General features: G+C 66.9%; 7 protein-coding genes. All 7 read right to left on the bottom strand.

The window, feature by feature from the left end:
• Nucleotides 1-237: 237 nt before the first annotated feature.
• A complete protein-coding gene (locus QX039_RS23760; RefSeq protein ID WP_315736230.1) occupies nt 238-1,407 on the bottom strand; it encodes a mandelate racemase/muconate lactonizing enzyme family protein in 1,170 nt (389 codons plus the stop codon).
• A gap of 37 nt (nt 1,408-1,444) precedes the next feature.
• Nucleotides 1,445-2,149 (bottom strand): SDR family oxidoreductase, encoded by a 705-nt coding sequence (locus tag QX039_RS23755; RefSeq protein WP_315736229.1) that lies wholly within the window; start codon nt 2,147-2,149, stop codon nt 1,445-1,447.
• Nucleotides 2,146-3,216, bottom strand: a complete 1,071-nt coding sequence (locus tag QX039_RS23750; RefSeq protein WP_315736228.1) for an ABC transporter substrate-binding protein — start codon at nt 3,214-3,216, stop codon at nt 2,146-2,148. Before QX039_RS23750 ends, QX039_RS23755 begins: the two co-directional genes overlap by 4 nt.
• A gap of 18 nt (nt 3,217-3,234) precedes the next feature.
• Nucleotides 3,235-4,074 (bottom strand): ABC transporter permease, encoded by an 840-nt coding sequence (locus QX039_RS23745; RefSeq protein WP_315736227.1) that lies wholly within the window; start codon nt 4,072-4,074, stop codon nt 3,235-3,237.
• Nucleotides 4,067-4,891: an ABC transporter ATP-binding protein gene (locus QX039_RS23740; protein ID WP_315736226.1), complete on the bottom strand. Its 825-nt coding sequence runs from the start codon at nt 4,889-4,891 to the stop codon at nt 4,067-4,069. The genes QX039_RS23745 and QX039_RS23740 overlap by 8 nt, the downstream gene beginning before the upstream one ends.
• A 76-nt stretch (nt 4,892-4,967) precedes the next feature.
• Entirely contained in the window at nt 4,968-5,912 is a 945-nt protein-coding gene (locus tag QX039_RS23735; protein ID WP_315736225.1) for a dihydrodipicolinate synthase family protein, read from the bottom strand.
• 28 nt (nt 5,913-5,940) lie between these two features.
• Complete coding sequence (locus QX039_RS23730) at nt 5,941-6,756, bottom strand: IclR family transcriptional regulator (RefSeq protein ID WP_315736224.1); 816 nt, start codon at nt 6,754-6,756, stop codon at nt 5,941-5,943.
• Nucleotides 6,757-6,840 lie beyond the last annotated feature (84 nt).

Raw genomic sequence — 6,840 nt, 5'->3', positions numbered from 1 at the left:
CCACGCCGTCGCTTCGCGCCATCGCGGCTTGCCCGGGACGACAGCGATGGGTGCGATGGAGCGCGGACATGCCTGATGGGCTCGCGCCTGCGTAAAGGTCGCTGAAGGAACTGATCCTCTCTCCTCCGTCATTGCGAGCGCAGCGAAGCAATCCAGAATCCCTCTGCGGAGACCGTCTGGATTGCTTCGCTGCGCTCGCAATAACGCTGGGGCGGCCGTAGGACGCCCCGCTCAGCTTCACGCGCTGAGCGCGCGCATCTCGGCATAGAGATCGGATTTGCCCTCGAAGCCGATGCCGGGGAGGTCCAGCATCGTGATGTGGCCATCGATCACCTTCACGCCGTCGGGGAAGCCGCCATAAGGCTGGAACAGGTCGGGATAGCTCTCATTGCCGCCGAGGCCGAGGCCGGCGGCGATGTTGAGCGACATCTGGTGGCCGCCATGCGGGATGCAGCGTGACGGCGACCAGCCGTAGGTCCTGAGGACGTCGAGCGTGCGCAGATATTCGCACAGGCCGTAGGACAGCGCGCAGTCGAATTGCAGCCAGTCGCGATCGGGACGCATGCCGCCATAGCGAATGAGGTTGCGCGCGTCCTGGTGGCTGAACAGGTTCTCGCCGGTGGCCATCGGGCCGGGATAGAAGTCAGCCAGCGTCGCCTGCAGGTGATAGTCGAGCGGATCGCCAGCCTCCTCGTACCAGAACAGCGGATAGTCGCGCAGCATCTTGGCGTAGGCGATGGCGGTCTCCAGGTCGAAGCGGCCATTGGCATCGACGGCGAGCTGATGGCCGGAGCCGATCTCATCGAGCACGGCCTCGATGCGCTCACGGTCCTCATCGATCGGGGCGCCGCCGATCTTCATCTTCACGACATTGTAGCCACGCTCGAGATAGCCGCGCATCTCGCGGCGGAGCGCCGAGAGATCCTTGCCGGGATAGTAGTAGCCGCCGGCAGCGTAGACGAAGACGCGCGGTTCGGCCTTGCGGCCGTGCCGCTCCGCGAGCAGACGGAACAGCGGCTTGTCGGCGATCTTGGCGACCGCATCCCAGATCGCCATGTCGAGCGTGCCGACGGCGACCGAGCGCTCGCCGTGACCGCCGGGCTTCTCGTTGCTCATCATCGCCGCCCAGGCCTTGTCGGGATCGATGTTGTCCTTGGTCGCGTCCAGCAGCGAGACTGGATCAGCCTCCAGCAGCCGCGCGCGAAAACGCTCACGGATGAGCCCGCCCTGCCCGTAGCGGCCGTTGGAGTTGAAGCCGTAGCCGACCACGGGACGCCCGTTGCGCTCGACATTGGTGATGACGGCAACCAGGCTCGTCGTCATCCTGGTGAAGTCGATATAGGCGTTGCGGATCGGCGACGAGATCGGCTTCGTCACCTCGCGGACGTCGACGATGCGGATGGTCATGGTCAGTCTCCTGGTCGTGTGAGCATGCGCGGTCGCTCTAGAGCGAGGCGCCGGCGCAGATGGTGATGGTCTGTCCGGTGATGGCGCCCGCCTCCGGCGACAGCAGGAAGGCGGCGAGCGCGGCCACCTCGGCCGGACCGACGAAGCGGCCCATCGGCGGCAGCACCGGCGCGGTGCCGGCGCGGCTGGGATCGCGCAGGAACGGTGTGTCGGTCGCGGCCGGCGCGATGACGTTGACGGTGACGCGGCGCGGCGCCAGCTCGATCGCCCAGGACCGCGCGAGGCCGGTGAGCGCCGCCTTGGTCGCGGCATACTGGCTGCGGCCGGCTGCACCGTTGGCGGTGCGGCTGCCGATCAGCACGATGCGCCCACCCTCGCCCATATCGGGTGCCAGCGCATTGGCCAGCGCCTCCGCCGCACCGACATGGACGCGCCACATGCCCGCGCTGGTCTCAGGCGCGAGCTCGCCGAGACGGCCGACCCGCATGTAGCCGGCGGCATGGACCAGCGCGGTCACGTCGCCGAGATCGGCCAGGCGCGCGACAAGGGCGTCCGGCTCGGCCAGATCAGCCTGCAGGCCCACGAAGTCGGGATGCGACAACGCCGACGGCGCGCGGTCGATGCCGGTCACGCGCCAGCCGCCCGCGAGGAGGCGCGCGGCAATGGCGTGGCCGATGCCGGAGCTGCTTCCGGTCACCACCGCGTGGCGCGCAGACCTGCGTTCGTGATCCCCTGCCGTCATCCCTTGTACGCAGCCGCCTCGGCCTTGACCTTCACTGCATCGAAATTGTTGATCTTGTCGATCAGCTCGTTGGTGTAGAGCGCAGCATAGTCCTTGATGTCCAGCCCGTTCATCGCCGCTTCGGTGCGGAACTCCTGCTCGTTGATCGTGCCCATCTGGGTGCTGGCATAAGGCGGCGCATAGAGCTTGATGCGGCGGCTGATCGACTGCAGCACGGCCTTGACCGCCTCGTCCTCGCTGGCGCCGCGCGGCGCCGTTTCAGGATAGAGCTTGAGAAAGGCCCTGGCGCCGGCGGCGGGATTGGCGAGCAGGAACTGCGACGCCTTGCACACCGAGCGGCCGAAGCCGATCAGCAGATCCTTGTCCTTCTCGAAGGTCGCGGGCATCGCCATCAGAAACTGGCCGCCGACCATCGGGATATTGGTCGGACGCGGCAGGTAGGTCAGCTCGATGCCGGCGGCTTCGATCTGGCCAAAACCCGTATCGAAATAGGCGAGCGCATCGATGACGCCACGCTGCAGGGCGACGCCGGCCGGCGTGCCGTTGCCGACCGCGACCCAGCTCACGTCCTTGTCCGGATCCAGGCCGAGCGCCTTCAGCACGTTCCTGGTCACCGGATATTCGGTGGCGCCAAAGTCCGAGACGCCGATCTTCCTGCCCTTGAGATCCGTGTAGCTCTTGAGCGTCGACCCCGGCGGGACGGCAATGTCCCATTTGTACGGATAGGTGTACTGATAGAACAGTTTGGCGCCGCTCCATTCGCCCTTGGCGAGCAGCGGCAGCGCGGTCGAGGGCACGCCGACGCCGATCGCCACCGTGCCGCGATCGGTCGCGACCTGGACGTTGGCGTTGGTGCCGAGCGCCTGGACGTCGAGCGAAAAGCCCTCCTGCGCGTTGTAGCCCAGCGCCTCGCCGATCACGCAGTTGATCACGGTGGCGTTGAGCGCCTTGAGCCCGACGCCGAAACGGATCTTCTTGATGTCAGCCGCCATCAAGCCAGCCGGCGCACTGCTCATCAGCAGCGCCGCCCCGGCGCTGCCCTTCAGGAATGACCTGCGCGAAACCATTCTTCGTTCCTCCCTGTTTTATTTTTTGCGGTTGGCGCCCCAGTGCACGATCTTGGCCTCGCACCAGCGCACGATCCCATGCAGCACGATGCCGAGCACACCGAGAATGATCAGCGCGGCGAACACGCCGGCGACATCCGACACCGCCTGCGCCTGGGTGATGACCACGCCCATGCCGCGCTGCGCGCCGAGGAACTCGGCCACGATGGCGCCGAGCAGCGCATAGACCACGGCCATGTCGAGGCCCGCGAAGATGAAGGGCGCAGCGTTGGGCAGCTTGACGATGCGGTAGGTCTCGAGCCGCGACGCCGACAGCGAGCGCATCAGGTCGATGCGCTCCGGCTCGACGGCGCGCAGCCCCGTGAAGCTGTTGATGAGCACGGGGAAGAACGACAGCAGCGCCGAGATCGCGATCTTCGAGCCGTCGCCGAAGCCGAACCAGATCACGATCAGCGGCGCAATCGCCACTTTCGGCAGGCTCTGCAGCGCGAACGCATAGGGCATCACCAGGCGCTCGATCGCCTCGACCTCCGCCATCAGCGAGCCGATGACAAGGCCGAGCGCAACGCCGATGGCGCAGCCGACGGCGGCGTTGCTGAGCGTGCTCCACAGCGGCAGGTAGTAGCCGAGCGGACTGGCGGGGCTGACGGCGAGGCCCGACCACAGCGCGCGCACGACGGCTTCGGGCTTGGGCAGGATGTAGGAGGGGATGTTCAGCAAATTGACCGCGGCGATCCAGCTCAGGATCAGCACCGCGAGACCGATCCAGGCGATCGGCGATCCCAGGCTGAGGCGTCGGCGCGGCCTGGCTGGTTGATGTGACATGGCTGAAACGGCGACGTTGGCGAGATCAGTCATGACCGTGCTCCTGCGCGTTGAGCAATCCACGCACCTCCTTGGCGAGTCGTGCATAGTCCGGGTGCAGCACGATGTCGTCGAAGGTACGCGGCCGCGGGATCGGCACGGGGAGATCGGCGAGGATGCGGCCGGGGCGTGCCGACATCACGATCACGCGGTCGGCGAGGAAGATGGCCTCGGAAATCGAGTGGGTGATCAGCAGGATGGTCTTGCGGTTCTCCTGCCAGATGCGCTGCAGCTCGAGGTTCAGGCGCTCGCGCGTCAGCGCGTCGAGCGCGCCGAACGGCTCGTCCATCAGCAGGATCTCGGGATCGCGCGCCAGCGCACGGCAGATGCCGGCCCGCTGCTGCATGCCGCCGGACAGCTCGTAGGGATATTTGTCGCCGAAATCGGCGAGACCAGTGACGGCAAGCAGGCGCTCGATGCGGTCGCCCGCCGGTCCATGCTTGCCGCCGACGCGCAGCGGCAGCCGCACATTGTCGCGCACCGTCATCCACGGCAGCAGGTTGGCAGCCTGGAACACCACGCCGACCTTGCGCGAGGGCCCTGCGACCGTCTCGCCGTCGAGCAGTAGCCGTCCATCGCTATAGCCGTCGAGCCCGGCGAGCAGACGCAGCAAGGTGCTCTTGCCGCAGCCCGACGGACCGACCACACAGACGAACTCGCCCGGCCTGATGTCGAGCGAGATCCGGCTCAGCGCATGAACCGCCGCGCCCGAAGCCGAGACGTAGGTCTTCGACACCTGGTCGATCGCGATGAGCACGTCATCCGGCGCGGCGGCGCGCCGGGGCGCATTGTCGACATCCATCATCAGCATGAGCGTCCACCCGATTTTTTATGAGTTGTCGCCTGGGTGACGGCCGGGCCAAGCCCGACCGTCGCTTGTCGAGCAATCAGGCCGCGGCCTGCACCGTCAGTCCGGCCGCAGCCACCGCCGCGCGGATCGCGGCCATCTCCTCGGCGCTCGGCGCGTGCGTCGGCGGGCGCACCGTGGCATCACGGATGACGCCGGCAACCTGCATCGCCGCCTTCATGCGGCCATGCGCCTCGCCGGTCGGCTCGCCGCCGCCGTACACGGCGTCCTTCAGCGGATCAATCATGCCCTGCAGCTTCATCGCAAGCTTGAGGTCGCCGGCGGTGACGGCCGCGAACAGATCGTAGATCAGATCCGGAATCAGCGAGGCGAAGCCGACCAGCGCGCCGTCGACGCCCTGCACCATCGAGGCCAGCAGATATTCGTCGTGGCAGGTCAACAGCGCCTTGTGCGGCGCCGCGGCGCGGATCGCCTTGAGGTCGCGGGCGTATTTGTTCATCTCGCGGGTGCCGATCTTGAACGCCTGCACGTGGTCGAGGCGGGCGAGCTCGGCGAGCAGCTCAGACGAGAACGAGGCGCGGGTCCAGGCGGGATAGACATGGACGATCAGCGGCAGCTTGGTCGCTTCGCCGATCGCGCTGAAATAATCCAGGCAGTGCTCGCGCTTGAAGCCGAAGCGCAGCCAGTGATGCGGCGGCATGATGTCGAGCGCGGTGGCGCCGGCTTCCTTCGCCATCAGCGCATGCTCGATGCCGTCCTTGATGCCTTCGCACACGACAGAAGAAATGGTCGGACAGATGCCGGTGAGCGCCTTGGCGACGATGCGCGTCACCTCGGCGCGCTCCTTCGCGGTGAGGCCGAACACCTCGCCGGTGTGGCCGTTGGTCATGATGCCGACGATGCCGCGGCGCTTGCCGAGCCAGGCCGCGTAGCGCGACAGCTCGGCCTCGTCGATCGAATGGTCGGCGTTGAAGGGGACGGCGATCGCCGGGATGATCCCCTTGAAGTTGGTCATGACGCTCATGCTTGCTCCTGTTTCGTCACATCGATGTTCATCGTTTCGAGACCGTCGCGGTCGCCCCGCCCATCGCCTCCAGAGCCCGCGACAGCTGGGCGGCCGCTCTGAGCAGCGGCGCCACGCCGAGCCGCTCGAAGTCGTCCGCCGTGATGCGCATGGTGGGCGCAGCGATGCTGATCGCCGCGAGCGGAATGCCGTCGCGATCGATGACGGGTGCCGCGAGCACGCACAGCCCGGGCGCATTTTCCTGATTTGACAGCGCGTAGCCGGCCGCCTTCACCTGACGCAGACGCTGCAGCAGCGCGTCGAGCTCGGTGATCGTGGTCTCGGTGCGCTTGATGCGCGGCTGCGCCTCCAGCACCTGGATCTGCGTCTCGACCGGCAGCAGCGCGAGAATGGCCTGGCCGACCGCGGTCGAATAGACCGGCGCCCGGCTGCCGATGCGGACATCGACGCCGAGCCTGACGAGGCCGGCCTGGATGCGCTCGACATAGACGATGTCGCTGCCGTCGAGCACGGCCAGCGACGCAGCCTCGTTCATCTCGCCGACCAAGCTGCGCAGGATCGGGCGTGCCTGGGTGCGCAGCTCCGAGCGCGCGATCGCGTTAAAGCCGAGGTCGAGACATTTGAGCGTGAGGCGGAAGCGCCTGGAGTCGCCGACCTTCTCGACATAGCCGAGCATCACGAGCGTGTTGAGCAGGCGGAACGTGGTGCCCTTGTCGAGGGCGGCGCGGCGCGCGACGTCGGCGAGCACCAGCTCGGGCTCCTCGCTGGTGAAGGCATTGAGCACCTGAAAGCCCTTGGCCAGCGACTGCACGACGCTTTTGCCAGCCTTGCTGTCCTCGTCCACTTGGAGGCTCCGACGTTTCCTGGCTGACGCCGGCCTTGACGACCGGCATTTTTTGTATGGTTCGGATTGCGAACTATAGTTCGT

It is taken from the genome of Bradyrhizobium sp. SZCCHNR1043 (assembly GCF_032489675.1).
Taxonomy (GTDB): domain Bacteria; phylum Pseudomonadota; class Alphaproteobacteria; order Rhizobiales; family Xanthobacteraceae; genus Bradyrhizobium.
Note: the sequence above shows the minus strand (reverse complement) of the source record. Positions and strands in the feature narration are given on the sequence as shown.

Bases quoted from the DNA above. Each gene is read 5' to 3' on its own strand.
- QX039_RS23750 (WP_315736228.1), bottom strand. From the start codon at position 3,216: ATGGTTTCGCGCAGGTCATTCCTGAAGGGCAGCGCCGGGGCGGCGCTG.
- QX039_RS23760 (WP_315736230.1), bottom strand. From the start codon at position 1,407: ATGACCATCCGCATCGTCGACGTCCGCGAGGTGACGAAGCCGATCTCG.
- QX039_RS23735 (WP_315736225.1), bottom strand. From the start codon at position 5,912: ATGAGCGTCATGACCAACTTCAAGGGGATCATCCCGGCGATCGCCGTC.
- QX039_RS23740 (WP_315736226.1), bottom strand. From the start codon at position 4,891: ATGCTGATGATGGATGTCGACAATGCGCCCCGGCGCGCCGCCGCGCCG.
- QX039_RS23755 (WP_315736229.1), bottom strand. From the start codon at position 2,149: ATGACGGCAGGGGATCACGAACGCAGGTCTGCGCGCCACGCGGTGGTG.
- QX039_RS23745 (WP_315736227.1), bottom strand. From the start codon at position 4,074: ATGACTGATCTCGCCAACGTCGCCGTTTCAGCCATGTCACATCAACCA.